This window comes from Pusillimonas noertemannii, from assembly GCF_003096595.1.
GTDB classification, from domain to species: Bacteria; Pseudomonadota; Gammaproteobacteria; order Burkholderiales; family Burkholderiaceae_B; genus Pusillimonas; species Pusillimonas noertemannii.
Window position 1 is genome coordinate 348,149 of the sequence record NZ_QEKO01000003.1, and the last position, 23,330, is coordinate 371,478.

Genomic DNA, 23,330 nt, shown 5'->3' on the forward strand with positions numbered 1-23,330 from the left:
CGTTTCATGGCTCAATATTTCGTCGTACATCCGCAAAACCCTCAGCCCCGCCTCTTGAAGCAGGCCAGCCAGTTTCTGGCCGATGGCGGGCTGGTGGCCGTTCCCACCGATTCCAGCTACGCGGTCGTGGCCCGCCTCGACGACAAAAGCGCCGCCGATGCGCTGCGCCGCCTGCGCGGTCTAGACGAGCGCCACCACCTTACGCTGTTGTGCCGCGACCTGGCTGAAATAGGCCATTTCGCCCGCGTCGACAACAGGCAGTACCGCTTCCTCAAGCTGGCCACCCCGGGGCCGTGGACCTTCATTCTCGAAGCCACGCGCGAAGTTCCGCGCCGCGTCTCCCACCCGTCGCGCAAGACCATCGGCATACGCGTGCCCGACCATAAGGTAACCCTCGACCTGCTCGAGGCCGCCGCTTCGCCCCTCATGTCCACCACCCTCATACCCGAAGGCGAAGACGACCCGCTCAACGACGCCCAGCAGATACTCGAGCGCTACGGCCACCAGCTCGCCGCCGTCATTGACGGCGGCGCCTGCCCCCTTACGCCCACCACGGTCATCGATCTCAGCGGCGCCGAGCCCGTCGTCACGCGCCGCGGGGGCGGAGACCCGTCCGTGCTCGGGCTCGATTGAAACTTTCTGCCCCGCGCGCCATCCAATGTTTTGTCCCTCCCTCATTCCCGCCGGGCCTTCCTGCCCGGCGATCATCCCCCTGCATATATGGATTCATTGATTCAAACCATTGCGGTTTACGCCCTGCCCGTGCTGTTCGGCATTACGCTGCACGAAGCCGCCCACGGCTACGTCGCCCGCATGTTCGGCGACCCCACCGCCTATCAGGCGGGGCGCATCAGCCTGAATCCGATCAGGCACGTCGATCCCATCGGGACAATAGCGGTACCCCTTTTCCTGCTGTTCAGCACCAAGCTGCTGGGTGGCGCAGGCATACTTTTTGGCTGGGCCAAGCCCGTCCCGGTCGACTGGGGGCGGCTGCGCAATCCCAAGCGCGACATGCTCTGGGTGGCGCTGGCGGGGCCGGCTTCCAACCTCGTCATGGCGGTGCTCTGGGCGATTTCGCTGCGCCTGCTCATCGCCAACGGGGCGTCGCCCGACGACTTCTGGGTGCTGATGGCCTTTGCGGGCATACAGATCAACCTGGTGCTGATGGCGCTGAACCTCTTTCCCCTGCCTCCGCTCGACGGCGGCCGCATCGTGTTCAGCCTGCTGCCTTCTCATCTGGCCTGGAAGTACGCCAAGCTCGAACCTTACGGGCTGCTCATCCTCATCGTGCTGATGCTGACAGGGGTTCTGTGGATGCTCTTGCGGCCCTTGATGGCCTTCGGCCAGACGGTCATTACCTGGTTCTTGTAAAAAACTGGGCGTCCGCGCGATATGCCGGCGCAGTTTATCCGGTAAACTTGCACGTTATAGTCGATTCAGGCGCCGTGCGCCTGGGGGTCTCCCGTCGGAGCTTTTTTCATCATGGCCAGCACAGAAAGCGCAGCACCCATATTCCAGGGCAGCTTGGTTGCCCTTGTCACTCCTATGCATCCGGACGGCAGCCTGGATTTCGACGCCTATCGAAAGCTGATCGACTGGCATGTCAAAGAAGGAACCGACGGGCTGGTGGTGGTCGGCACCTCGGGCGAGTCGCCCACGGTCAGCATGGAAGAGCATGCCGAACTCATCCGGGTGGCGGTCGAGCATTCGGCGGGGCGCCTGCCGGTCATCGCGGGCGTCGGCGGAAACTCCACCGACGAAGCCATAGAGCTCTCCCAATACGCCAAGAACGTGGGTGCGCAGGCGGGGCTGTCGGTCGTGCCCTACTACAACAAGCCCACCCAAGAAGGCATGTACCGGCATTTCAAGGCCTGCGCCGAAGCGGTCGACCTGCCCGTCGTCCTCTACAACGTACCGGGCCGCACCGTTGCCGACCTGTCCAACGAAACCATACTGCGCTTGGCCCAGGTGCCGGGCATCGTGGGGCTCAAGGACGCCACCGGTGACATCGCCCGGGCGGGCGGGTTGCTGCATCACAAGCCCGAAAGCTTCCAGGTGTTCAGCGGCGACGACCCCACCGCGGCTGCGCTCATCCTGCTGGGCGGCAAGGGCAATATCTCGGTTACCGCCAACGTCGCTCCCCGCCTCATGCACGAGCTGTGCATGGCCGCGCTGCAGGCCGATGTTCCGCGGGTACGCGAACTCAACGGCCGCCTCGCCGGTCTGAACAAAATGCTGTTTGTTGAATCCAACCCGATTCCCGTCAAGTGGGCCGTCGCCGAGATGGGGCTGTCTGCCTTGGGCTATCGTTTACCCTTAACCCCCCTGGACGAACGCTATCACGACGCCGTACGCGGCTCGCTGAAAGACGTGGGCTTGATTTGAAAATGACGAATATGCGTAGAAACAAACGCTGTGCCGCCCTGGCCGCCGGCCTGGGCCTTGTAGTGCTGTCGGGCTGCTCGACATGGAACCAACTGACGGGCAAAGAAGAATCCGTCGACTACCGCAGCACGGTGCCCAGTGCCGGAAACCCGCTCAGCATTCCTCCCGACCTTACCCAGGCCGGAAGCAATGCGCACTACCGGGCCCCCGAAGGCACCGCCACATTCAGCCAGTACTCGCAGAACGCCCAGCAGCAACAGGCCGCGGGCGCATCCAGCAACGTGCTGCCCACCAGCGACAGCGTCCGCGTCATGCGCGACGGCAACCTGCGCTGGCTGGTGGTCGATCAGCCCCCCGAAGAAATCTATTCCAAGGTCATCGACTTCTGGGGCGAGCAGGGCTTCACCATCTATTCGCAAAACCCCCGCGCGGGCCTGATCGAGACCGACTGGGCCGAGAACCGCGCCAAAGTGCCCGAAGGCTGGATCAAAAGCGCGCTGGGCGGCATTCTCGACTCGGTCTTCGACAGCGGCGAGCGCGAGCGCTTCCGCACGCGTCTCGAGCGCGTGAACGGCCGCACCGAGGTCTACATCAGCCATGACCAGATGGTCGAAACCGGCACCGCCGACGAAACCGGCTTCAAGTGGATCGAAGGCAAGGAAGACCCGGGCCTGAACGCAGCCATGCTGGCGCGCCTGATGGTGTTCCTGGGCACCGACATCGATCGCGCCCAGGCTCTGGTTACCCAGGCCGAAGCCGACCCCAACCGGGTCCAGGTCGAGCGTCCGGCCGAAGACCAGGCCTCGCTGCAGCTGAACGAATCGTTCGACCGTGCATGGCGCCGGGTGGGCGTGGCCATCGACAGCGCCGGTTTCTCGGTCGACGACCGCGACCGCTCCGCCGGCGACTACTTCGTGCGCTACCTCGACACCGATACCGGACGCAAGATCGAGCAGCCCAACTTCTTTGGCCGCCTGTTCGGCAGCAAGGGCACGTCCGAAGCCCAGGTGTACCGCATACACGTGGCCGAGCAGGGCGGTGTCTCGGTGGTCAGCGTGCTCGACCAGGCCGGCCAGGTCGATCAGTCCGACACAGCCAAGCGCATCATCAGCGTGCTGGCCAACAATATGTAGCGCCTATGCGGTAGGCTCAAATCAAAAGGGGCTTCCGGTTATCCGGAGGCCCCTTTTCCATCTGGATCCACAGTGTTCGCATCAGGCCTTGCCGTCGTCAGGCAGCGCCGAGGCGTGATAGCTTTTGATCAGCCACTGCCCCGTCAGCTTCTGTGCCGTAATTGAAAGGCACACGGGACGCAGCCGCCGGTCGGCCTCTACAAAGGTTACCTTGGCATGGCCCGAGACAATGTCGGGGGTCAATGAGATGGCTTCGATATCTTCAATAAGCGCACTGGTGCCGGCCGGCACCCGCCGGTAATAGTTCAGCACGGCATCGCGTCCTGAAAGCAGCGTGGGGGCCAGCCCCTGGAACAAGACATCGGGGGCAAAGAGGCCGGCGATGGCCTCGGCGTCATGATTGTCGAAGGCCGCCTGCCATAGCCCCAGCAGGGCATGCAGCGTGGTGCCGCCCTGGTCAGGAGTGGAGGGGCTGGAGCTCTTGGCCTGCTGGTCGGGGTTGTTGTTCATGGCTGCCCTCGAGATGGTCTATATGCGTACCATACCAGCTCAAGCGTGGCCCAAGCGTCGCGACTTCTCCGACCACCAGCAAAGAGGGCGCCTGGAAACCGTGGTAGGTGGCCAGGGCGGCAAGTTCCGACAAACGGCCCGTAAGGGTGCGTTGCCGGGCCCGGGTGCCGTTTTCTATTAACGAGAATGGTGTGTCGCCCGAGCGTCCATGTTTCAACAACTGCCGTTCCAGCCATTTTATCTGGCTGACCCCCATGTAGAACACCAGGGTCTGCTTTTCGCTTGCCAGCGAAGGCCAGTCCAGGGCGTCATCCTGCTTGCTGCTGTGCGCAGTGATGAAGCGCACCGACTGGGCGTGCGCGCGATGCGTCAACGGTATGCCCGCATAGGCGGTGCAGGCCAGCCCCGCCGTCAGGCCGGGAACCACGCGATATGGAATGCCGTGCCCGGCCAAATACTCGAGCTCTTCGCCGCCGCGGCCAAAGACGAAGGCGTCGCCGCCCTTGAGCCTCAATACCCGTCTTCCGGCCAGGGCATGTTCGCGCATCAGTTCGTGGATGCGCGTCTGGGTGGCGTTGTGGTCTTCACCGGGCGTCTTGCCCACGAACACGCGTTCGGCATCGCGGCGTGCCAGTTCCAGCACTTCGTCGCTGACGAGCCGGTCATACAGTATGACGTCGGCCTCGTTGAGCGCGCGCAAGGCGTTCAGCGTAAGCAGCCCCGGGTCGCCGGGGCCGGCGCCGACCAGCACCACTTCGCCCACGGGGGCCGTTTCGGGCTTCGACAGTTCGTTCAGCAGGGCCTGCTCGGCGGCATCGAAGCGCTGGGCGCGCAAGGCCGACGACACCGGGCCGTCGAGCAGCCAGTCGTAGAATTCGCGGCGGCGCTGCAGGCCGGGCCGCAGTCGGCGTATCGCGGTCCGGTGCCGGGCGGCCAGAGTCGCCAGTGCGCCCAACGAATGATCGAACAATGATTCGATGCGTTCGCGCAGGCGCCGAGCCAGCACGGGCGCCGCACCGGATGACGAGATGGCTATGGTCAGCGGCGAGCGGTCGACGATGGAAGGCACCTGGAAAGACGACAGCTCGGGGTCGTCCACGACGTTGATGAACAAGCGAGCCTGCCCGGCCAGTTGGGCAATGTCGCGGTTCAGTTCAAGGTCGTCGGTGGCGGCGACCACGAGCCATGCCTCGCCCAGCCATTCAGGCTGGAAGGCTTCTTGCCGCAGCGCAAGCTGCTGCCCCTCGCGCGCCAGCTCCAGCAATCCGGGCGTGAACTCGGGCGCGCCGGCCAGCACATCGGCCCCCGCCGCCAGCAGGCTGCGTATCTTGCGTTCGGCCACTGCGCCGCCGCCCACCACCAGCACTTGGCGTCCCTTCAGATCTGTGAATATCGGAAACAGCTTCATGATGGCTCGTGGTCTCAGGCGGTCTCGAGCACGATGGGAATCAGGCGCTGCTCGGGCGCCGGCACGACGCCGGTGCGCACGAGGAAGTCGCCGAAGTACTCGCCGTCCAGGCGTTTTCCCGCGTAGGCTGCGAACAGTTCATCCAGCGTGGCCAGTATTTCGGGCTCGGTAATGTTCTCGCGGTGCAGGGTGTTGATCCGCTGGCCGGTAAAGTCGGCCGCCAGGCGCAGGTCATAGCGGCCAGGAGCGCGCCCGACCAGGGCGATTTCACCCAGATAGGGGCGTGAACAGCCGTTGGGACAGCCCGAGATGCGCAGCAGGATGGGATCGTTGGTCAGGCCGTGGCGGGCCAGCAGTTCTTCCAGCTTGGGCAGCAGGACAGGCGCGTAGCGCTCACTCTCGGCCATGGCGAGCCCGCAGGTGGGTAGCGCCACACAGGCGATGCTGTGGCGGCGGATGCCGCTTTGGCTGACGTAGCCGTCCAGGCCATGTCGAGCCACCAGTTCATCGATGCGGGCCTTGTCTTCTTCGTTGACGTTGGCAATGACGAGGTTCTGGTTGCAGGTCAGGCGGAACTCGCCGGTATGGACGCGGGCGATTTCACGCATGCCCGTCAGCAGGCTCAGGCCGTTCTCGTCCCACAGCCTGCCGGCTTCGACATAGAGTCCCAGGTGCCATTTGCCGTCTTCGCCCGGCAGCCAGCCGTAGTGGTCGCCGTTGTTGTCGAAGTGATAGTCGCGCACGGGCCCCAGCTCGAAGCCGATGCGTTTTTCGAGTTCGGCCTTGAACCATTCCAGGCCCAGGTGGTCCAGCGTGTACTTCAGGCGGGCATGCTGGCGCTCGGAGCGGTTGCCGTGGTCGCGCTGCAGGGTCACGATGCCCTCGGCGGCGGGAATCAATTGCTCGGGCGTGACGAAGCCGATAACGCTGCCCAGCCGCGGATAGGTGGTGGGGTCGCCGTGCGTCGCGCCCATGCCGCCGCCGATCGCCACATTGAAGCCCTGCAACTGGCCGTTATCGATAATGGCGATCAGGCCCAGGTCTTGCGCGAAGACGTCGATGTCGTTCAAGGGTGGAATGGTGACACCCATCTTGAACTTGCGCGGCAGGTAGGTGGGCCCGTAAATGGGCTCTTCCTGGATGTCGCCGGTAATCTTCTCGCCGTCCAGCCAGATCTCGTGATAGGCGCCGGTACGGGGCAGGAAATGATCGGACAGCTTCTGCGCCCATTCGTGCACCAGGCGATGCTGGCCGGAAAGATTCGGGTTCACGGCGCCGACGACCTGGCGGTTGACGTCCCCGCAGGCGGCCAGCGTGGTGGCCATTGCGCCGTTGATGGCCTGCATGGTGGCCTTCAGGTTGCGCTTGACCACGCCATGCCACTGAAAGGTCTGGCGCGTGGTGATGCGCAGGCCGCGCGTGGCCCAGGTGGTGGCGATGTGGTCAAGCTCCAGCCACTGCTGCGGGGTGACGATGCCGCCCGGCAGGCGCGCCCGGATCATGAAGGCGTGGGCAGGCTCGAGCTTGCGCTTGCGCCTTTCGTCGCGCACGTCGCGGTCGTCCTGCTGGTAGCTGCCGTGGAACTTCAGCAGCTTGTTGTCGTCGTCGCTGATGGCGCCCGTTATGGGGTCGTTCAGGCCTTCTTCTATCGTGCCGCGCAGGTAGCGGCTGTCTATCTTGATCTGTTCCAGATGGGAAATCGGGGAGGTCATGCTGATCCTGTTGCTTAATACACGTCGCGGGCATAGCGGCCCTGGGCGGCCAGTTCTTCGAGCCAATGCTTGGCCTGGGCGGGGTCGAGGCCGCCTTCCTGGCGCGCGATCCGCTGCAGCGCCTGGTGCACGTCCTTGGCCATGCGATTGGCATCGCCGCATACATAGATGTGGGCGCCGCCTTGTATCCATGCATACAGGTCCGCTGCGCGTTCGAGCAGGCGGTCTTGCACGTAGATCTTCTGTTCCTGGTCGCGCGAAAAGGCCAGGTCAAGGCGATGCAAATGCCCGTCGCGCAATGCCGCCTGCCATTCGGTCTGGTAAAGGAAGTCGGAATCGAAATGCGGGTTGCCGAAGAACAGCCAATTGCGGCCGTTTGCGCCGTTGGCGGCACGTTCCTGCACAAAGGCGCGGAAGGGCGCCACGCCGGTGCCGGGACCGATCATGATCACATCGCGTGAAGAATCGGGCGGCAGGCGGAAGCGCGTGTTCTCTTCGATGAAGATGCGCACGCGCTCTCCTTCGGCCAGGCGGCTCAGATAGCCCGAGGCAGCGCCGCTGCGCGCTAGTCCATTGAAGTCGTAGTCGACGTTGGCGACGGTGAGATGCACTTCTTCATCGACGCTGCTTTGGCTGGAGGCAATGGAGTAGAGCCGGGGCGCGAGCGGCCTCAGCGCCTTCACCAGCGCCTCGGCCGTCCAGGCGGCGGGATGCTTGCGCAGCACATCGGCCAATTGATGCGTTGAGACGAGTTCGCGAAAGGCTTCCGCCTGTTCGGGCTGCAACAGGGCGGTCAGTTCTTCGCTTTGCGACAGTTCGGCGTGGGCCTGCAGGAAGGGCCGCGTCAGTTGAGTAAGCTCGCGGTGCTCGCCCAGCCATTCCTTCAGGGGGCGCTGCACATCGGCCGCTTGCACGATCTCTTCGCCGTCCAGGCCAAGCAACTGCAGTACTTCGGACACGAGGGCGTGGGACTGCACCGGCCAGACACCCAGCGCATCGCCCGGCTGGTAGGCCAGCTGGCTGCCCTCAAGGGAAATTTCAAGGTGCCGTATGTCTTTATCGCTTTCGGGCGCGGTAATGGGCTGGTTCAGCAGCAGTTCGGCCTGGAAGGGCGCTTCGCGCGAGTAGCGGCTGGCCTTGGGATGCAGGGGCGTGACGCTGGCGCTGGGTGGATTGTCGGCCTGCTTGAGCACGGCTTGTGCCTGCTCGAGGGCTTTCTGCGTCCAGGGCTTGGCGACGGTCTCGATGTCCAGGTCGGCCTGGCCCACTTCGTGCACCCGCGTCGCGCCCAGCTCGGCGAGCCGCTCGTCCAGGTGGCGCGCGATGCCGCAGAACGAGGGATAGCTGGAGTCGCCCAATCCCAGTACGGCGTAGCTGAGCGAGGGCAGCTTGGGCGCCCGGCGGCTGCCCAGGAACTCGACGAAGCCGATGGAGTCGTCGGGCGGTTCGCCGTCGCCCTGTGTGCTGATGACGATGTACAACAGTTGCTCGTCTTTCAGTTCGCGGGTGGTGTAGCGGTCGGCGCGCACCAGCCTGGCATTCAGGCCCGCGGCGCGGACCTGCTCGAACAGCGCTTCGGCAACGCGCTTGGCGTTGCCCGTCTGGCTGCCGTACAGGATGGTCAGCGGCCGGGGGACCACGGCGGGTGTGGCGGCCAGCGCGGCGATTTTCTGGGCGGGTGCGCCGGCGGGGCCCTGGCTGGCCAGGCCGGCAAAATAACCCGACAACCAGTTGAGGGACTGAGTGTCGAGGTCTTCGGCAAGTTGCCGCAGCAGAACGTGTTTGGATTCGGGAAGGTGTGACAGGGCCAACATAGCAAGCTTCATGAACAAATGAGTATTCATTCTAAGAAGCCCCGCCCTTCAGGCGAACGACAACATTCTTATTACTTTATGCGCTTTTCGTCGGTAGTTGTCCTTGACCCGGGTAATTTGGGCCTGCGGGGCTCGCCGATCGCAGCCGGCGGCCTGCTTTCCAGGACACGGTCCCGGAGGTCTTGCCTGGGTGGTCTGGCGATGCTCAGCGGCCGCGTTCGTGGTGCAGCCAACCCTGGGCCAGCCAGTCGCCCAGCATGTCCAGTTCGCCGGGCTTCAGGCGCCGGCCCTGGCGGCTGTCGCACTCGAGCCGCCTGTCGTCCGCCAGCGCCCGCAGCGCCGGGCTGGCGGGAAGCTCGGCAAGTTCGCCGTTGATATAGAAATCGTTGCCCCGATACATCAGCCGGGTGCATCGGTCGGGCACCAGGACTCCATCGAGCGGCCAGGCCTCGGCCAGATCAAGGCCGGCCCCCGAGGGCTCGAACCAGGCGGCGCTGGAGGGCTCTGTAAGCCACTGGCCCAGAAAGCGGGAGGCCAGCGCCTCATTGAATTTTATTTGCAGCGCCGCGTCGAGTGTGGCCTGCACCAGATCGTCTGGCAGGCGAGCAGGGTGGCGGGTGGCGGTCGATCCGCCATCCCCGTAGCGCTTGTCCAGTTTCGGCCCTGCCGCGGGGCGTGCTCCGTAAAGGCCCGCGTCTTCGCCGATGCGGGCCATCAGCTGATCGCCGGCCGCCTCCAGCACCCCGCGCGCCAGCGTAGCCAGGGTGGGCGCCCGGAAGCCGATGGAGATGGTCATGCAGTCGCCCTCGGCGACGCCGTCGTGCGCGATATGGGGCGGGAGATAGAGCATGTCGCCGGGTTCAAGCACATATTCGTGCTCGGGGCGGAAGTGCCGGAGTATCTTCAGCGGCAGGCCTTCTTCCAGAGAGAGATCTTGCTGGGCGCTGATGCGCCAGCGGCGGCGCCCATGTGCTTGCAGCAGGAAAACGTCGTAGCTGTCGAAATGCGGCCCCACGCCGCCGCCGTCCGAGGCGACACTGATCATGGCGTCGTCCAGGCGGGCGTCCGGTATAAAGCGGAAGCGGTGCAGCAGACCGGCCATGCCATCGTCATGCGCATCGGTATTCTGGGCAAGCACCGTCCAGCCGGCCCGGCGCATGGAGGGCAGGCGGGCAAAGGGGCCGGATCTCATCTTCCATTGGCCGTCGTCCTGCCAGATAAGGCGGGATTCCACCTCTTCGCGGCGCACCAGTTCACGCACCTCGGCAATCGACAGCGCGGGCCTGAAACCCGGAATAGCCCGGCGCACCAGCAGAGGTTTGCGCTGCCAGTGCTTCTTCATGAAGGCGTTTGGGCTGAGCCCGCCCAGCAGGTCAAGAGCGATATCAGGGTTCATAGGTGTTCGGCCCGCAGCCGGTACAGCGCTTCCAGGGCCTCGCGTGGGCTCATTTGATCAGGGTCGAGTTCGTCGAGCGAGTGCACCAGCGCCTGGAGGCGCTCGTCTTGCACTGTGCCGCCGGCGTCGTCGTCGGCATAGTCGATGTCTGCCGGGGCGGGGCCGCTGGCCGCCGCTTCGGCAAACAGGTCCAGTTGGGGCGTGGGGGCGCCCAGTGCCTCCAGGCGCGAGAGTTCGCGGCTTGCATGGCGGATGACGGCGGGGGGTATGCCCGCCCGCTGCGCCACCTGTATGCCATAGCTGCGGCTGGCCGGTCCGGGACGCACCTCGTGCAGGAAGACAATGCCCGAGGCCGAGTCGGCGGCAGCCAGGTGCACATTGGCCGCGCCATCCGCCTCGGCGGCAAGGCGGGTCATCTCGAAATAGTGCGTGGCAAACAGGGTCAGCGACTGGTTGTGCGTAAGCAGCCGGTGGGCGATGGCCCAGGCCAGGGCCAGGCCGTCGTAGGTCGAGGTGCCGCGCCCGATCTCGTCCATCAGCACCAGGCTGTGCGGGGTGCTTGCTGCAAGGATGGCGGCGGCCTCGGTCATTTCCATCATGAAGGTCGAGCGCCCGCCCGCCAGGTCGTCGGCCGCGCCGATGCGGGTGAAGATGCGGTCGATCCGCCCCACGCGGGCGCTGCGCGCGGGCACGAAGCTGCCCACGCGGGCCAGCAGTGCGATCAGGGCGATCTGGCGCATGTAAGTGGATTTGCCGCCCATGTTCGGGCCGGTGATGAGCAGCATGCGCTGCGCGGTTTCCAGTTCGCAGTCATTGGGCGTGAAGCGCTCGATGCTGCGCTCGACCACCGGGTGGCGCCCCGCCTCGATGATGATCTCGGGCGCATCGGTAAGCTGCGGGGCCACCCAGTCGTTTGAGCGCGCATGTTCCGCCAGCGCCGCCAGCGCATCGATCTCGGCCAGGGCCGAGGCGCAGGAAGAAAGCTGCGCCGCGAACGGAGCCAACTGGTCCAGCACCTGCTCGAACAGCCATTTCTCGCGCGACAGGCTACGGTCCTTGGCCGACAGTACCTTGTCTTCCCAGGTCTTGAGTTCGGGCGTAATGTAGCGTTCGGCGTTCTTCAGCGTCTGGCGCCGCCGATAGTCGGCCGGCACCTTGTCGGCCTGGCCCCGTGTGACCTCGATGAAGAAGCCGTGCACGCGGTTGTATTCCACGCGCAAATTGGCGATGCCCGTGCGTTCCCGCTCGCGTGCCTCGAGCTCCAGCAGGAACTCGCCGCTGTCGCTGGCCAGGCGGCGCAGCTCGTCCAGTTCGGCATCGTATCCGGCCGCGATGACGCCTCCGTCCCGCACCATCAGAGCGGGCTCGGCGTCGATGGCATTCTGTAGCAGGCCGGCCAGTTCGCCGGGAAGATCCAGGCGCTGCAGGAAACCGTTCAGCTCAGGCGTGTTGTCGAACGCCGTGCCGATATGCTGTCGAAGTGCCGGCAGCAGCGCCAGTGCATCGCGCAAGCTTGCCAGTTCGCGCGGCCGCACCGATCGCAGGGCGATGCGCGTGGCGATGCGTTCGATGTCGGGATAGCGCTCGAGCGTGTCTTGCAGCGTATCCAGCCCGGCCGTAGCGTCAAGGCCATTGTTGCCTTGCCCCGCCAGAAGCGCTTCGATCACGTTCAGGCGCGCCTGGGCCGGCTGGTTGTCGCGCAGGGGGTGGTGCAGCCATCGGCGCAGCAGGCGGCTGCCCATGGGCGTACGGCAGTGGTCAAGGATAGAGAACAGCGAGGGGCCGTCGTCACTTCCCAGCGGCTGGCTGAGCTCGAGATTCTTGCGCGTGACCGGGTCCAGCACCACATAGGTCCCCGGCCTTTCGACACGTATGGACTGGATATGGCTGAGGGACTGCGCCTGGGTCTGGCTGACATAGTGCAGCAGGGCCCCTGCCGCGCACACCGCGGCCGGCACATCGTCCAGGTCGAAACTGGACAGCGAATCGACCGCGAAATGCGCCTGCAGCACCCGCCGAGCATTGTCCGCCTCGAAGTGCCAGTCGGGCATCGTGCTGATCGCAACCTGGCCGTCCAGGCGCGTGCGCTTGCTTTCGGCGCAAAGCAGTTCGGCCGGCGCGATGCGGTGCAGTTCGGAATCCAGCATTTCGGGCGCGCATTCCGTGACGCAGAAATCGCCGTTGGCCAGGTTCATCCACGCAATGCCGCCGCGCTCGGCGCGATTGATGCGCGCTGTCCATAGCGCGGCGATCTGCCGGTCGGCCTTGGCTGGCAGCAAGGCATCGTCGGTAAGCGTGCCCGGAGTGACGATGCGCACGATCTTGCGCTCTACAGGCCCCTTGCTGGCGGCGGGATCGCCGATCTGCTCGCAGATCGCCACCGATTCCCCCAGCGCCACCAGCCGCGCCAGATAGCCTTCCATGGCATGGAAGGGCACGCCCGCCATGGGAATGGGCGCCCCGTTGGATACGCCGCGCTTGGTCAGCGTAAGGTTCAGCAGCCGCGCCGCCCGCTCGGCGTCTGAATAGAACATCTCATAGAAATCGCCCATGCGGTAGAACAGCAGATGCGGGCCGGCCTCTTTTTTTAGGGCTAAATATTGGCGCATCATCGGCGTATGGTTGCTGGTGTCCGGTGTGGTCATTAAGTTCAATGGATTATTGCTTCGTAGCGCTGGAGCAGGGCAAATAGGGGGCGGCTTTGCTCACGGCAGGCAAAAGATGTTCGTGCGCCAAAAAATGACATTGTAGTAAGAGATAGCTTGATTGTGCCTTAGGCCCGCTGGCCTGCAAATTGGATGGTTTAGTGGTGGCATTGCGTGCGCATCAGCCAATAGTCGTTTCTGTAAATGAGAATTATTGTTAACATGTCGGTTCGATTGATTTGCCTGCATTGTTGCCATGTCCCATTCATCCGTGCCCAAGAAAGGCTGGCTCGCTCATTACAGCGAGCTGGTTGCGGCGTGGCGCAGGAACAAGCAGGCTGATGGCGAAGATGCCATCCAGGACGCCGTGCTGGGCATGCTCGAAAACGGCTTCGGAGCTATCCGGGACACGCGCGGGTATCTGGCGCGCAGCGCCTCCAATGCTTTCGTGGACATGTACCGCAAGCGTCGCGTGCTCGACATGCGTTGCCTGGAGGATCTGGGTGACGATGAGCACCCAAGGGTGGACGATGCCCAATCGTCCGCCTATACGGGCGAACTGATCGACGCCTTGATGGCTGCCCTGGAAGAGCTGCCCCTGGCCTGCCAAAAAACCTACATCAGGCACCGCCTTGAAGGTTGGACGCATGCCGAAATTGCAGCTGATCTGGGTGTGTCGCGCAGCATGGTCGAAAAATACATGCACCGGGCACTGCTGCATATTCAAGACAGGTTACAAAAATACTCGCCCTACTGACTGTGGCAAGCATCGTCGACAAACGTCTGTATAAGTAAGAAGGTATAAACGCTATATGCGAAATAAGCGTCTCGTAGAGCAATTGGCGAATGAATCCTGACAATCCGAACTCCTCCGAATTGCGCGAGCAGGCGGTGCATTGGTTTACCCGGATGCACGCCGGCGACGCAACGCCCGAGGAGATCGCCGCCTGCAAGGCTTGGCGCCAGGAAAATCCAGAGCACGAGCGCCTGTACCGGGGCGTGGAATTTTTCTGGGATGCGTCGGACCAGCTCCCGCGAGACCGGCTGCGCGCCATTCTTGCCAAGCCCGATCAGCAGCCTTCAAAGCGCCGTGCGCTCACGCGCCGACAGTTCGCTCTGGGGCTGGCCGGCGCGGGCGCATTGGGCGTTGCGGCGGCGGTGGCAGTGCCTACTTTGCTGCGCGAAGAGGCGCAGTATCGCTCAACCCTTGCCACGCTTCAGGGAGAGCGGCGCGAGATCACGCTGCCGGATGGATCCACACTGACACTGAACGTCAACACGCAGATCGACGTGGTGTTCTACGAACGGCGGCGCATCATCGAGCTGGTGGCAGGGGAAGTGTTCTCTGTGGTCGAGCCCGATTCGCAAAGGCCGTTCATCGTGCTCGCGGGCAATACTGAAGTAAAAGTCACGGGCACGCGGTTCGATGTCTGGCGCGAGCATGATGAGGTGAACGTCAGCGTCGAATCCGGGTCGGTGGCCGTTACATCGGGCGCTTGGTGGTCGCGCGACAAGACACTTCTACAGGGCGGCCAGAGCGTTGCCATCGGCAGGGACGGAGTCGCCGCCGATGTCGAAGCTGTCCAAGTAGAAAACGTGGCGACCTGGCGCGAAGGCAAGATCGTCTTTGACAACGCCCCCCTAGGTCGCGTCGTGGCCGAGATGGGCCGCTACCTGCCCCAGCCGGTCAGGCTGGATGCGCCCGGCTTGCGCGACTACCGCGTGGCCGGCGTCTTCAATGTGGACGACCCCGATGCCATGATCGCGGCCTTGCCCGCCATCGCCCCGGTGCAAGTGTACCGGCTGACCGATGGCCGCATCCGTATCGTGGCCCGCTAAAAACCTGCCGAGTTTCTTCCGCCGCGCCCAAGCGACTTGCGCTTTTTTGGCAGGCTGGCGCGCCTGTGTCCGATAAAGGCGCTGTTACAAAATAGTTCTCATTTTCATTGTGGTGATTTCGCCTGGCGTCCGTCATGCCTTATGAGGGGCCAGATTCCTGCGCCTGTAAGAGCCGGATACCGGCCAGTATCTTTTGAATGGGAATATAAAAACATGAAGGCACGACGCAGGCCAGCACGACACACCCGTGTCCGTTCACTGGAAATACTGTCTATCTCGATTGCTTTGGCATTTGGTGTCGCCCCGCTCGATGCAAGGGCTCAGGATGCTGCGGTGCAGATCAGCATTCCAGCACAGCCCCTTGGACAGGCGCTGCTGCAACTGGGGAAGCAGACGTCCTTGCAGATTTTCTATGCGCAGGAACTGGTGAATGGGCTGTCGGCGCCAGCGGTTTCAGGCAATGTGACGCCGGAGCAGGCGTTGAGACAATTGCTTCGGGGGACCAGAATCGAGTATTCGCGCCACGGCAACAGCGTGACGCTTTCGCGGCCGGCGTCGGGCGATACCGCGCAATTGGCGCCCATCAGGGTTCAGGGTCGGCTGGACGGAACGACCGAAGGGACAGGCTCGTGGCGTCCCACCGTCACCAATACCGCCACCAGGCTTAGTCTTTCTCCCCGCGAAACGCCGCAGACGATTAGCGTAGTGACGAATCAGCAGATGCAGGATTTTGGGATGACTTCGGTCGATGATGCCCTGAGGTCGGTTAGTGGCGCCGTCGTGAGCGATCGGGGCAACAACGGTTCCTTCTACTACAGTCGCGGGTTCGAAATGCAGTCCCAGTATGACGGAGTCCCCAATCCCATAGGCATCAGCAACAACAACCAAAATCCGCAAATCGAGAACGCATTTCTTGATCGGGTAGAAGTATTGCAAGGGGCAGCAGGCTTGTTGACTGGAGCAGGCCAACCCGGCGGCACCATCAACCTAGTACGCAAGCGGCCCACAGATTTTTTCTTGGCATCGGCCGAGGTGCTGGTCGCATCCTGGGATGGGAGGCGTGTCGTTGGCGATATTTCGGGTCCGCTCCTTGAGTCGGGCCGTATCCGTGGCCGGCTGGTGGCAGTAGCCGACAACACTGATTCTTCTGTGGATTATGCATATCGCCACCGCAGGGCGGCCTACGGTGTGGTGGAGGCAGATCTTACAGATACCACCACGCTCGAGGCTAGCGTGCAATACCAAAAGGACACGGGCCGCAATGATTACGGCGCGCCGTTCGCTGCCGACGGCAGCGACCCAGGCCTAAGCCGTTCCATTTTTTGGGGTGATGCCGGTCAACGCACAGTCAAGGACTATACGCTGGCCACTTTGGGCCTGACGCAGCGTTTGCCCGGCGACTGGCACGTCAAGGGCACCTTCACTCATGGCAAGACAAACTCCAACACTTTTCGCGACAGCTATATCTCTGGCGAGTTGGATATGACGACGGGGGACGGCTTGAGGCTAAACCGGCTGCGTAGCTTAGCCCAGGATCTGAGTTCCAACGCGGTTGACGTGCATGCCACTGGTCCGTTTCAACTGTTCGGCCGCAAGCATGAGGCGGCATTTGGTCTGAATGGATCTTCTGTGCGGCGTGAATATACCGGCTCCGGCTATGTTGCGCCAGTTCCAATCAATGTTTTTACCTTCAACCCAAGGGGTTTTGACGATATACCTGATGGCACACCTTATTTTGGCGACCCCAAGACAACTCAATATGGCGCCTACGGTGTTGGGCGGTTCAGCCTCACGGACTCTTTGAAATTCATTGCCGGCATGCGTGTCAGCAATTACAAAAGCGAAAATCTCCTCACTGGACGTACCACCAGCAAGGAAAACGGCGTCATCAGTCCGTATGCGGGGCTCATCTACGATCTAAACTCCCAGTATTCAGTCTACGTCAGCTACTCCGACATTTTCAATCCGCAAACTCAGCAGGCCGTAGGCGGAGACACGATCAAGCCGGTGGTGGGCGCCAACTATGAGGCGGGCATCAAAGGTGAACTGCTGGACAGGCGCTTGAATGTAGCCGCTGCGGTCTTCCGCCTGGAGCAGACCAATCTTGCTCGGCGGGATGAGTCTGTACCTTATGATCCTTCCAATGCCTGCGGCGGCACCTGCTATATCGCCGCCGACAAGGTGGTCAGCCAGGGCCTCGATCTGAGCATCAGCGGCGAAATTGCGCCAGGTTGGAATGTGGCGGTTGGCTATACCCTGGTTGACAGCAAATATGCCAGCGGCGCCGATGACGGTGAGCGCTATGCACCCTATTTGCCTCGACATAATCTGCGCCTGTCGACCACTTACAAGGTGCCGAATACCAACTGGACACTGGGCGGAAGCCTGTCGGTACGCAGCAAAATCTATCGCACGGATACGAGTTGGACCACGGGCGAGCCCTACACCATCCGCGACGGCGGCCTGGCGCTGGTGGGATTGATGGCAAGGTATCAGTTCACCCCGAAGGCAGAGCTGACGATGACGGTGAGCAATCTGTTCGACCGTACCTATCGCGCCAATCTGGAAAACAAGTACTACTCGCCTTGGGGCGAACCACGCAGGTTCATGGCGAATCTGAGATATCAGTTTTGAGCGGCTTGATGTAATTTCGACATGAAATTGTTGGCTCAAGATTCTCAAATGGTTTGGATGAGCTCAGCCAGCACGCATATCCTGGTCAGAAAATGGAAAAGCCGCGTATAGCGGCTTTTCCATTTTGGTGCGATCTTTCAGCTTGTAAGCATCCAGTATTCGCCAGTGAAGCGGTCATAATCTGCCCAGTCTACAGGTACCGATGGTCTTGCGTCCGCAAATAGTCTCAGTTTGAAGCGCCCGCAGACTCCCCCGAACCCGAACCCGAGCCCTCCAGCGTATTCTTATAAATCACCCCATCCTTCATGATGACGACAAAGCTTCGTTCGGGTGTTGCGACCAGCTGGATGTCTGTGAGGGGGTCGCCGTCGACCAGCAGCAGGTCGGCAAACGCGCCTTCGCTGACCACGCCCAGGTCGCCGGGATAGGGGTTGCGTTTACCGGAAAGCTTGAGCAGCTCGGCATTGGTGCTTGTTGCCATCACAAGCAATTCGGGAGGGGTATACCATTCGGTCATGCTTGCCAGAATGGCACCTTGGCGTTGAGCGAGGGCGCTGGAAAACAGCACATCGGTGCCGAAGACGGTTTTGAGCTTGTATTTCTTGGCCAGCTTGAAGGTACGGTCTGCTCCCTCGAACACTTCCATGAATTTCTCGCGTTCGTGCGAGCCAGGGGGGAACGCGTTGCCCATCTCTTTCGGAAAAGCCTGGGGGCTTAGCCAGATATCTTTCTGGGCCATAAGTTGAGCGGTTGCTTCGTCCATCAGGCTGCCGTGTTCAATGACCTTCACACCCGCCTCAATGGCCTGCTCAACAGCCTGGGAGGTATAAGCGTGAACGGCCACATAGGTGCCCCAGTTTGTGGCGGCCTCGACCGCAGCGCGAATTTCCGCAGGGGTAAACGTGATGGCGTCCAGGGGGCTGTGGGGAGAAGAAACCCCGCCGCCGGCCGTAAGCTTGATCAGCGCGGCACCCCGGAACAGTTGTTCGCGTGTGCGAAGACGCACCTCGTCGGGTGAGTCGGCTATGGCCGAATGGCCTTCCTCATCGCCGTGCGAGCCCGGGGCGCCAAGCTGGCGGGGCAGGTCGTGCATGTTGCGGAAATCGCCGTGGCCACTGGTAACGGTAATCATGGCGCCGGCGGGGTAGATACGAGGACCCTTCACAATGTGTTCGTCGATGGCCTGCTTGAGCCCGAAGGCCGAGCCGCCCATGTCGCGTACGGTGGTGAAGCCCCGCATAAGGGCGCGTTCGGCTTCGCGTCCGGCGATAAGGCTGATGTAGTTGGAGTCGCCGTGCAACAGGGCTGCCACGGGCGGCCCCACGAACATGGTATGCCAATGCGCGTCGATCAGGCCGGGCATCAGCACGCGCCCTTGTCCGTCGATGACAGCCGCGCCGGGCTCGTCGATGGGGTCCGCGCTGATCTTTTCTATGTGGTTCTTGCGCACCAGCACATTGCGCTGACCGGACAAAGAGGGTGTTTTCCCGTCGAAAATGCGTACGTTGGTGAAAAGCACGGCGGAAGGCTGCTGGGGCGCGGCGGGCTCGGAGGCGGGCATATGCTCGGCCAATTGCTCGTCGGTCAGGGCCGGCGCGTCGTGGGCCAAGGCGCTGCTGCCCAAGTGGCCAAGGGCTAGTACGAATACTGATCGGGCGAAAAGCTTAAGGGATCGGGTAAGCATGAAAGACCTCTATCTAGTATGTCGTTGTAAAAAGACGCTAGTCCGCGTGTTTTGACTGCAGTCGCCTGGCGTCGAGCAGTTGCTTGAGCTCTTGCAGGGTCTGGGGCGAGTGGTCTGCAATGCCCGTGACGAGCAGCCAGGCATCAACATAATGAGAGGGGGCAAAGACGTGGCCATAACCCATCGGGGTCGTGTCCGCCAGCATCATGTCCAAAGCGAATTGAAACATGCTGATCACCGGATACCAGCGCAGGGTCGGCAGCACATCCGGCCCGCGGGGCGAAGCCATCCACTCCGGCTCGCGCCAGGCATCGCTGGGGTTGAAGAATGTGATCGCGTCACTCGCGTATTGCAGGTACACGATGCGGAACGGCCCCCAGGGCGCGCCGGCGGGAACCGGCGAACCAAATTGATTCATGAAGCGCACCACGCTGCCGTCGCCGAATTCGGGCAGCCAGGCGGGCGAGCCCGCGTTGCGCGCCGCCGTCAGGGCCCGCCAATGCGTGGTAAGAAAGGGCGGGCCGCTCCATAAGGCCCCTTGTATGGGGTCGCCCAGCAGCTCCCAGACATTGACCGACCGTTCGGAGTTCTTGGCTCCCAGGCTCAGGCCATGGAGATAGAGCTTGGGTCGGCTTTCCGGGGGAAGGGTCTTCCAGTAGCTGTAGATGGCATTAAAAAGCGCTTTGGCCGCCTCTTCGCCATAGTCGGGTTCTATCATCAGCGAAAGCGGGCTGGACAGATATGAATATTGCATGGCCACGCTTGCGATATCGCCGCCGTAGAGATATTCGACGCTCTCGATGGCCCCGGGGTCGACCCAGCCTGTGCCTGTGGGGGTGATGACAACCAGCGCCGAGCGGGAAAAACCGCCGACGCGCTGCAGTTCTTTCAGCGCCAGTTGAGCGCGTTCGGCGGCCGACTGCGCTGCGGGCAAGCCGACATAGACGCGTATGGGGGCCTGGGCCGATCTGGAAGTGGCGGCTTCGATATCGGCCGCGCTTGGGGTGGCCGCAATGTAGTCGCGGCCCGTCCGGCCCAGGTTTTCCCAGGGAATCAACGAGGCCTGGCTGCCCGTCATGGAATCGAGCGCCGGGGCGGGCTCGTCGGGTGGTATGAACGCATCGGCCTGTCGGAAGACGTCGTCGGTGACATGCAGGGCGAAGCGCAGCAGCACTCCATTGATGACCGTGGCAAAAAGCAGCAGGGCGCAAGCCACACCCACGATGATGGCGACACGCCGTGGAAGCAGGGCCCGGGCGCGCCGCATGAACCAGTGTGCCAGACGTTGAAACAGCCGGCCGGCCAGCAGAAGCACCACGAATGTGACCAGCGCGCCGACCAGCAAGGTCGGTAGATACAGAGGCTCTGTGGGGCGCATCGCCATGATCTGCCGCAATGCATCTTGCCACGGCCTGGCGGACCATAGCGCGTAGGCTGCAACCACGGCGCAGCCCAGGGCAACCGCCACATGCAGGGGGCGCCGCAGCCTGGCGGTGGGAGACCGCAGTTCCAGATAGCGCCAGAGCCAGCTCAGGAACACGCCCAGAGCATAGCCGATGGCCAGGCAGATGCCCGACAGAACCCCCTGCATCAGGGCGCTGCGGGGAATAAGGCTAGGGGTAAGCGATGCGGCAAAGAACAGCGTACCTGTCAGTTCGCCGACCACCGACAATCTGCGTGGACGCCACCAGGAACGTGAGCGGGGCCGGGGATGGTGTTCGCTACCTGCACTCGCAACGGGGTTCGTAATGGCCATGTGGGCGTCCTGTTTCAGCCGTGGCCGCCGCGCAGGCGATCGATCAATCGCCGGTCACGCTTGGTGGGGCGGCCCTGTTCGAGCTGGTGCGAGGGTTCGGGCGCGAGCCGGCGCATCTCGGCGGCTTTCTCGCGCGCCGCGATGCTATCGGGAGTTTCAGCATAGAGTTGCTGCGCAACAGAAGCCGGTCCGCGCACGCTGCTTAGCGCTGTTACGGTGACGGTAACGCCTGCATCGCCCCGCTTTATCCAGAGCATGTCGCCCGGCTTGATGTCGCGCGCGGGCTTGGCCAATTGCTGATTGACATGCACCCGGCCTTTGGTGATTTCTTGTGCCGCCAGGCTGCGTGTCTTGAAGAAACGCGCAGCCCACAGCCATTTATCCAGGCGCATATTGTCCAGCATGTCGATGAATCCGCTGATGGAGCAAAGCTCGATTGTATGCCTTTCACGCCGGAATGGAGGTGGGGGCGGCGGCATCATGGAATGACGCCGCCGGACGCCGGGCGCAAGCCTGCGCCCGGGGGGATCTGTGTGTTATTCGGTGGGCATGCTGGCCACGTGCTGGTTGGCATGCAGCACGCTGCCTTCGAACAGGGGCAGCACGGTCTTGGCATATTGGTCTCGTACTGCTTGCCGGTGCGGGTTGGCCAGGGCGGCTTCCAGAGCTTCTTTGCTGTCGAAGGCGAACTGAACGGTGGCGTAGATGGCCGGAGCGCCCTCGTCGATCTGGTCGGCGATGAGCATATTGGCCCAGCGGATGCCCGGGAACCCTTTGTAAAGCGGCATCATGGCCCGCAACTGAGCATCGAGTTCGTCTTTCTTGCCTTCGACCGGCCGGCCTATGAAATAGCCGCATCTTACATACATGGTGGTGGGTTCCTTCGGTGTGTCGTGGCCTGGCGGCCTGGAGGGGTTTAATGAGAATGGGCCCGGGCGTATTACCCGGGAGGCGAGCGGCGAGTTGGACGGTTGCCGTCGCCCCAATTTACCTGATGCACCTGAATAGGAAACATGGGGTTTCTACTGATCGAGCAAAATTCGTTACCCGGGTAAACCCGAGCTGTCCGAAATCGGCAAGTGGCAGACGGTTTTTGCCATTTCTTTTATCGTCTTCCGTTGGTTAAATGAGGCCGGAGCAGTCTTCATCGTCCACCACACACGGAGGAGAAGTTATGCGAAGCGGGAGGAGAAAATTCCTGGGCCAGGGCCTGGGTGGAATGGCTGGCGTCGCTCTGGGCGGCCTGGCATTTCCGGGTGTCGGCCTTGCAGCCGACGCCATAAAGGTTGGCGTGTTGCTCGATCTGTCGGGCCCCTTGCAGCTGTTCGGTACGGTCAAGGCGCAATGCCTGCGCCTTGCGGCTGAAGAGATCAACGCCAACGGTGGCCTGCTTGGCCGCCAGATCGAGCTGGTTACCTACGATACCCAGTCCAACAACCAGTTGTATGGCCAATATGCCCAGCAGCTTGCGCTGCGCGACAGGGTGGCCGTGGTGCACGGCGCGGTTACCAGCGCCGCCCGCGAGGTTGCCCGGCCGGTGCTGGGCCGGGCCAAGACGCTGTACATGATGAACATGATCAACGAGGGCACCGAAGGCGCCTGCGATCGCAATATGTTCATCACCGGCCCTACGCCGCGGCAGTTGCTCGACAATCTCATCCCCTACATGATGGAAAAGCACGGCAAGAAAATGTACATTCTGGCCGCCGACTACATCTTCGGCCAGTTGTCGGGCCAGGCCGCCGAGCGCATCTGCAAAGAGCACGGGGGCCAGGTGGTGGGCTTCGACCTGTTCCCGCTCGACGTCGACAAGTTCGGCCCGACCATCAGCAAGATCCAGTCGGCCAAGCCCGATTTCGTCTTCAATGTGTTCGTGGGCCCCGCCCATGGGGCGTTCTACGGCCAGTGGGCTTCGGCGGGCATGAACAAGTCCATTCCCATGGCCTCGCACACCATAGGCGACGCCGGCGAGCAGATGCGCATGCCACCCGAGGTCAGCGAAGGCATCGTCACCGTCAAGAACTACTACGACGAGCTCGACACGCCGGCCAGCAAGCAGTTCATCGAGCGCTTCAAGAAGCGTTTTACCGATTACGGCTACGTGGGTTCGCTGGGCATGGCCGACTACCAGGGCATGTATCTATGGGCCGAGGCGGTGCGCAAGGCCGATTCGGTCGACCGCGAGAAAGTCATCAAGGCCTTCGAGGCGGGCATCGAAATCGACGGGCCCAGCGGCAAGATCGCCTCGCATCCTCAAACGCACTACTGCACCATGGACATGTATCTGGCCGAGGTCCGCAACAGCCGCTTCGAGGTGCTGGAAAGCTGGCAGCAGGTGCCGCCGGTAAGCCCGGACGACGACAGCTGCAATGTGTTGAACATGTCGCTTTGAAGGGCCTGGCGCAAGATCGGGA

At 62.7% G+C, this 23,330-nt stretch carries 18 protein-coding genes; 8 read left to right on the forward strand and 10 right to left on the reverse strand.

The features are described from left to right. The first annotated feature begins 6 nt into the window (after positions 1-6). The 4 genes from C7440_RS12685 to bamC all read left to right on the forward strand — a co-directional run bounded on the left by C7440_RS12685 (position 7) and on the right by bamC (position 3,518). Complete coding sequence (locus C7440_RS12685) at positions 7-633, forward strand: L-threonylcarbamoyladenylate synthase (RefSeq protein WP_017522734.1); 627 nt, start codon at positions 7-9, stop codon at positions 631-633. 87 nt (positions 634-720) lie between these two features. After that, complete coding sequence (locus C7440_RS12690) at positions 721-1,371, forward strand: site-2 protease family protein (RefSeq protein WP_017522735.1); 651 nt, start codon at positions 721-723, stop codon at positions 1,369-1,371. Between the two features lie 111 nt (positions 1,372-1,482). Next, positions 1,483-2,385 carry a 4-hydroxy-tetrahydrodipicolinate synthase gene (dapA, locus tag C7440_RS12695; protein WP_017522736.1) on the forward strand — a complete coding sequence of 301 codons (903 nt, stop codon included), beginning with the start codon at positions 1,483-1,485 and terminating at the stop codon, positions 2,383-2,385. A gap of 11 nt (positions 2,386-2,396) precedes the next feature. Further along, a complete protein-coding gene (bamC, locus tag C7440_RS12700) occupies positions 2,397-3,518 on the forward strand; it encodes an outer membrane protein assembly factor BamC (protein WP_026067589.1) in 1,122 nt (373 codons plus the stop codon). An 81-nt stretch (positions 3,519-3,599) separates the two neighbouring features. On the opposite strand, the gene C7440_RS12705 is transcribed toward bamC, so the two are convergent. The 6 genes from C7440_RS12705 to mutS form a co-directional block, all read right to left on the reverse strand. Further along, on the reverse strand, positions 3,600-4,028 hold the full coding sequence (locus C7440_RS12705) for an SgcJ/EcaC family oxidoreductase (protein WP_017522738.1): 429 nt from the start codon (positions 4,026-4,028) through the stop codon (positions 3,600-3,602). Next, positions 3,976-5,436, reverse strand: coding sequence for a siroheme synthase CysG (cysG, locus tag C7440_RS12710; protein WP_116518799.1), 1,461 nt, complete (start codon positions 5,434-5,436; stop codon positions 3,976-3,978). The genes C7440_RS12705 and cysG overlap by 53 nt, the downstream gene beginning before the upstream one ends. A 14-nt stretch (positions 5,437-5,450) precedes the next feature. After that, positions 5,451-7,148, reverse strand: coding sequence for an assimilatory sulfite reductase (NADPH) hemoprotein subunit (gene cysI / locus C7440_RS12715; protein WP_116518800.1), 1,698 nt, complete (start codon positions 7,146-7,148; stop codon positions 5,451-5,453). 14 nt (positions 7,149-7,162) lie between these two features. Then, complete coding sequence (locus C7440_RS12720; RefSeq protein ID WP_116518891.1) at positions 7,163-8,962, reverse strand: assimilatory sulfite reductase (NADPH) flavoprotein subunit; 1,800 nt, start codon at positions 8,960-8,962, stop codon at positions 7,163-7,165. Positions 8,963-9,167: 205 nt separating this feature from the next. Beyond that, entirely contained in the window at positions 9,168-10,358 is a 1,191-nt protein-coding gene (locus C7440_RS12725; RefSeq protein ID WP_116518801.1) for a cupin domain-containing protein, read from the reverse strand. Beyond that, the gene (gene mutS, locus C7440_RS12730) at positions 10,355-13,003 is read right to left on the reverse strand and encodes a DNA mismatch repair protein MutS (RefSeq protein ID WP_423814298.1); all 2,649 of its coding nucleotides are present in this window, start codon (positions 13,001-13,003) and stop codon (positions 10,355-10,357) included. The genes C7440_RS12725 and mutS overlap by 4 nt, the downstream gene beginning before the upstream one ends. Before the next feature lie 256 nt (positions 13,004-13,259). Between mutS and C7440_RS12735 the strand changes: the two genes are divergently transcribed. The 3 genes from C7440_RS12735 (at position 13,260) to C7440_RS12745 (ending at position 17,476) form a co-directional block, all read left to right on the forward strand. After that, entirely contained in the window at positions 13,260-13,760 is a 501-nt protein-coding gene (locus C7440_RS12735) for an RNA polymerase sigma factor (protein ID WP_116518802.1), read from the forward strand. 89 nt (positions 13,761-13,849) lie between these two features. Continuing rightward, positions 13,850-14,842, forward strand: coding sequence for a FecR family protein (locus tag C7440_RS12740; RefSeq protein ID WP_116518803.1), 993 nt, complete (start codon positions 13,850-13,852; stop codon positions 14,840-14,842). Positions 14,843-15,055: 213 nt separating this feature from the next. Next, on the forward strand, positions 15,056-17,476 hold the full coding sequence (locus tag C7440_RS12745; RefSeq protein WP_165832579.1) for a TonB-dependent siderophore receptor: 2,421 nt from the start codon (positions 15,056-15,058) through the stop codon (positions 17,474-17,476). Positions 17,477-17,702: 226 nt separating this feature from the next. Here the strand turns inward: C7440_RS12745 and C7440_RS12750 are convergent, their stop codons facing one another. The 4 genes from C7440_RS12750 to C7440_RS12765 all read right to left on the reverse strand — a co-directional run bounded on the left by C7440_RS12750 (position 17,703) and on the right by C7440_RS12765 (position 21,785). Beyond that, the gene (locus C7440_RS12750) at positions 17,703-19,160 is read right to left on the reverse strand and encodes a metal-dependent hydrolase family protein (RefSeq protein WP_116518805.1); all 1,458 of its coding nucleotides are present in this window, start codon (positions 19,158-19,160) and stop codon (positions 17,703-17,705) included. A 37-nt stretch (positions 19,161-19,197) separates the two neighbouring features. Then, the gene (locus C7440_RS12755; protein ID WP_243410903.1) at positions 19,198-20,916 is read right to left on the reverse strand and encodes an alpha/beta hydrolase; all 1,719 of its coding nucleotides are present in this window, start codon (positions 20,914-20,916) and stop codon (positions 19,198-19,200) included. Between the two features lie 14 nt (positions 20,917-20,930). Next, a complete protein-coding gene (locus C7440_RS12760) occupies positions 20,931-21,317 on the reverse strand; it encodes an RNA-binding S4 domain-containing protein (RefSeq protein ID WP_165832591.1) in 387 nt (128 codons plus the stop codon). Between the two features lie 135 nt (positions 21,318-21,452). Next, the gene (locus C7440_RS12765) at positions 21,453-21,785 is read right to left on the reverse strand and encodes an EthD domain-containing protein (RefSeq protein ID WP_116518807.1); all 333 of its coding nucleotides are present in this window, start codon (positions 21,783-21,785) and stop codon (positions 21,453-21,455) included. 305 nt (positions 21,786-22,090) lie between these two features. Between C7440_RS12765 and C7440_RS12770 the strand changes: the two genes are divergently transcribed. Continuing rightward, positions 22,091-23,308, forward strand: coding sequence for an ABC transporter substrate-binding protein (locus C7440_RS12770; RefSeq protein ID WP_243410904.1), 1,218 nt, complete (start codon positions 22,091-22,093; stop codon positions 23,306-23,308). Positions 23,309-23,330: the final 22 nt, after the last annotated feature.

What these genes read in the sequence shown, in the direction of transcription:
- C7440_RS12720 (WP_116518891.1), bottom strand. Translation starts at nt 8,962, where the DNA reads ATGTTGGCCCTGTCACACCTTCCCGAATCCAAACACGTTCTGCTGCGG.
- C7440_RS12735 (WP_116518802.1), top strand. Translation starts at nt 13,260, where the DNA reads ATGTCCCATTCATCCGTGCCCAAGAAAGGCTGGCTCGCTCATTACAGC.
- C7440_RS12690 (WP_017522735.1), top strand. Translation starts at nt 721, where the DNA reads ATGGATTCATTGATTCAAACCATTGCGGTTTACGCCCTGCCCGTGCTG.
- cysG (WP_116518799.1), bottom strand. Translation starts at nt 5,436, where the DNA reads ATGAAGCTGTTTCCGATATTCACAGATCTGAAGGGACGCCAAGTGCTG.
- C7440_RS12745 (WP_165832579.1), top strand. Translation starts at nt 15,056, where the DNA reads ATGAAGGCACGACGCAGGCCAGCACGACACACCCGTGTCCGTTCACTG.
- C7440_RS12705 (WP_017522738.1), bottom strand. Translation starts at nt 4,028, where the DNA reads ATGAACAACAACCCCGACCAGCAGGCCAAGAGCTCCAGCCCCTCCACT.
- bamC (WP_026067589.1), top strand. Translation starts at nt 2,397, where the DNA reads ATGCGTAGAAACAAACGCTGTGCCGCCCTGGCCGCCGGCCTGGGCCTT.
- dapA (WP_017522736.1), top strand. Translation starts at nt 1,483, where the DNA reads ATGGCCAGCACAGAAAGCGCAGCACCCATATTCCAGGGCAGCTTGGTT.
- C7440_RS12685 (WP_017522734.1), top strand. Translation starts at nt 7, where the DNA reads ATGGCTCAATATTTCGTCGTACATCCGCAAAACCCTCAGCCCCGCCTC.
- cysI (WP_116518800.1), bottom strand. Translation starts at nt 7,148, where the DNA reads ATGACCTCCCCGATTTCCCATCTGGAACAGATCAAGATAGACAGCCGC.
- C7440_RS12755 (WP_243410903.1), bottom strand. Translation starts at nt 20,916, where the DNA reads ATGGCCATTACGAACCCCGTTGCGAGTGCAGGTAGCGAACACCATCCC.
- C7440_RS12770 (WP_243410904.1), top strand. Translation starts at nt 22,091, where the DNA reads ATGCGAAGCGGGAGGAGAAAATTCCTGGGCCAGGGCCTGGGTGGAATG.
- mutS (WP_423814298.1), bottom strand. Translation starts at nt 13,003, where the DNA reads ATGACCACACCGGACACCAGCAACCATACGCCGATGATGCGCCAATAT.
- C7440_RS12740 (WP_116518803.1), top strand. Translation starts at nt 13,850, where the DNA reads ATGAATCCTGACAATCCGAACTCCTCCGAATTGCGCGAGCAGGCGGTG.
- C7440_RS12750 (WP_116518805.1), bottom strand. Translation starts at nt 19,160, where the DNA reads ATGCTTACCCGATCCCTTAAGCTTTTCGCCCGATCAGTATTCGTACTA.
- C7440_RS12765 (WP_116518807.1), bottom strand. Translation starts at nt 21,785, where the DNA reads ATGTATGTAAGATGCGGCTATTTCATAGGCCGGCCGGTCGAAGGCAAG.
- C7440_RS12725 (WP_116518801.1), bottom strand. Translation starts at nt 10,358, where the DNA reads ATGAACCCTGATATCGCTCTTGACCTGCTGGGCGGGCTCAGCCCAAAC.